This window comes from uncultured Kiloniella sp. (genome assembly GCF_937128705.1).
In the GTDB taxonomy this organism is placed as follows: domain Bacteria; phylum Pseudomonadota; class Alphaproteobacteria; order Kiloniellales; family Kiloniellaceae; genus Kiloniella.
The window spans coordinates 1-2,192 of the sequence record NZ_CAKZMP010000103.1; the positions used below are offsets into that span (position 1 = coordinate 1).

The window sequence follows — 2,192 nt, forward strand, 5'->3', positions numbered from 1 at the left end:
GTTGAATAGGATATGACAGCTGCAAATCCAAGGATAACCATAATTGCTGTCAATCCAACAAGCCTGAAGCTCAGGCTCTGGAAGGCATTCTTCATGTTTTTTACCTGTGTTTGTCGATGGTCATCATCTTCTTAATTGTGCGGTGATCCATCTGTACGGAAAGTTTAAGAACAGGCAGTGTTAAGGGAAAAGACTAAGAAAGCGTTTAATTTAAACGTAATAATTGTATTTATTTCTATGCAATTGGTGTAAAGGTATCGCTTCGCATGTCACGGTCAAACATCTCACCCTGTTTCTTCTGTGCCAAAAGTGCCCGAGCCTTCTCATAAATCGGATCGTGCCAGAAGATTGCGCATCCGTTGCAACCTCGGCCACAGCATCCTTCGGTGCCAATACGTGGTGTTTTGGGGATACGCTCGCCGTTCTCTTCAAAGATAGAATCTTGGAGTGAGGCACGCTGTCTTTGGTAAAGCGTATGGCTGCCAATACCCAGTTCTATCCTTTGAGCTGTTGCATCAAGCTTTAATCGATCCCACTCTGCCTGTGTAAGAGATTTTTCTTTTCTGATAATCGTTTGCTCACAAAGTGTTTGCTGTAAAGATGTGGTGTTTTCCTGATCAAAAAGAGACCAAGGGATAAGAATTATCGGCTTCTGACCCGCATTGATGACATCGTGGGTTTGTCTGGATTTCGCATCGATAAACTCATATAGGCGGATTAAGGTGGCATCCATGGTGTTAGGGGGAAGTAATTCCAGCACATCGCCCGCTTGTAAACGGTTTTTAACTGCAATGTGGAGGCCCTCATCCGTAATTTTTTCGATATATCCGGCGTATTCGTAATCAGCGAAGGTTTTTGTATGTTCGTAATTATGGGCGTGATTTTCAAGACGACCATTATGGAAAGCAAGGGTATACCCCCGACTTGGAACGGTAGAAAGTTCTTCCATGTAGGTTTTCGGTGACCATCTGTCCGGATCTTGGTACCAGTCATCAATAGCTTGTCTATAAGCTCTAGCGGTCACGGCTACATAGTATGCGCTTTTGTTGCGCCCCTCTATTTTAAGCGAATCAACTCCGATTCTGAGATAGTCGTCGAGTTTCGGCATAAGACAGAGGTCTTTGGAATTGAGTATATAAGATCCACGCTCATCCTCTTCGATAGGCATCAATTCACCCTGACGACACTCTTCTTCCATCAGAAATTCAAAGAGTTCCAGATTTTCTTCGGACAGGTTGAGTTCTTTTACGGTTCCGTCTTTGAGCTTCATATGCACTTTGTAGTGCCATCTGCAACTGTTGGCACAGTTTCCTTGGTTGGCGCCACGTTCCGCCATGAAATTGGATAACAAACACCTACCCGAATAGGTCATGCACATTGCGCCGTGAACAAAAGCTTCGAGCTTTATGTTCGGGCATTTTTCACGGATCTCGCACAGCTCGTGATAGTTAACTTCGCGTGCCAAAACACAAAGGCTTGCTCCTTGTTTTTGCCAAAAATCAACTGAAACCCATGAACAAACATTGGCTTGGGTTGAAATATGAAGTTCGAGTTCCGGGGCGTTTTCTTTCACATATTGGAAAATACCAGGGTCCGCGATGATAACACCATCGGGTTTGATGGCTTTTATTGTTTCGATAAACAGTGGCAGTTTGGGGATATCTTTATTGTGGGAAAAAAGGTTGAGTGTCAGATACACGCGTTTGCCATGAACATGGGCAAATTTAACTCCCTCTACGACTTCTTCTAATGTGAAGGATGACTTTGTCCTAAGCGACATATCTGGGGTGCCCAGATATACGGCATCCGCACCGTATAAGACGGCTATTTTTAACTTTTCTAACGATCCAGCTGGCATAAGTAATTCGGATCGTTGAGGGCGAGATGCAATTGTAACCATTAGAAAACCTGTGCTTGCTCATGAACTGGGCTAGGTTATGGCGGTACTTGCAGAATTAATATTTGATCTAGAGCAATTTAGTTGGGTTCATTTGATAATAATTTCTTTAGAAGCTTATATCCGGGGGGAGGCTATAGATAAACTAAAGGATTTTTGGTTCGATCCCGAAATTATGGCGCAGGATCTGGCGTCATTCGCGGAAAACCTTATGGAGGCGGAAAGCTTCAGGAAGAAAAGCTAAGTGTGGCTTTCAGTTGCAATTAGGGACATTGAATTAAGCAACCATGCCTGT

The 2,192-nt window shown here is 43.8% G+C and carries 2 protein-coding genes; one reads left to right on the forward strand and one right to left on the reverse strand.

The window, feature by feature from the left end; translation table 11 throughout:
* Positions 1–235 precede the first annotated feature (235 nt).
* Positions 236–1,900, reverse strand: a complete 1,665-nt coding sequence (locus tag Q0241_RS06200; protein WP_299374753.1) for a U32 family peptidase — start codon at positions 1,898–1,900, stop codon at positions 236–238.
* A gap of 37 nt (positions 1,901–1,937) precedes the next feature.
* Between Q0241_RS06200 and Q0241_RS06205 the strand changes: the two genes are divergently transcribed.
* On the forward strand, positions 1,938–2,141 hold the full coding sequence (locus Q0241_RS06205) for a hypothetical protein (protein WP_299374756.1): 204 nt from the start codon (positions 1,938–1,940) through the stop codon (positions 2,139–2,141).
* The last annotated feature ends 51 nt before the right edge of the window (positions 2,142–2,192 follow it).

Coding starts and splice junctions, on each gene's coding strand:
- Q0241_RS06200 (WP_299374753.1), bottom strand. CDS start 1,900: ATGGTTACAATTGCATCTCGCCCTCAACGATCCGAATTACTTATGCCA.
- Q0241_RS06205 (WP_299374756.1), top strand. CDS start 1,938: ATGGCGGTACTTGCAGAATTAATATTTGATCTAGAGCAATTTAGTTGG.